The 237-nt window shown below is 40.1% G+C and carries 1 protein-coding gene; it reads left to right on the forward strand.

The annotated features are described in order from the left end of the window. The coding region (locus tag G6042_RS00115; protein WP_169522299.1) for a DUF7507 domain-containing protein at positions 1 to 237 on the forward strand (237 nt) is incomplete at both ends.

Genomic DNA, 237 nt, shown 5'->3' on the forward strand with positions numbered 1-237 from the left:
CAATCGACCCTTCAAGTCCTGATTACGACCCAAGTTGTCCGACCTGTACATTTACAGACTTAGGACAAACACCACAAATCACTTTGTTGAAAGACGGTGTTTATACTGATGCGAATGCTGATACTATTGTAAACGTAGGCGATACGATTGTTTACACTTTTACGGTAACCAATACAGGAAACGTAACTGTAAACAATTTGACAATCAATGATGCCGTAATCGGCGTATCGAACTTGA

This window comes from Flavobacterium solisilvae, assembly GCF_012911605.1.
In the GTDB taxonomy this organism is placed as follows: Bacteria; Bacteroidota; Bacteroidia; order Flavobacteriales; family Flavobacteriaceae; genus Flavobacterium; species Flavobacterium solisilvae.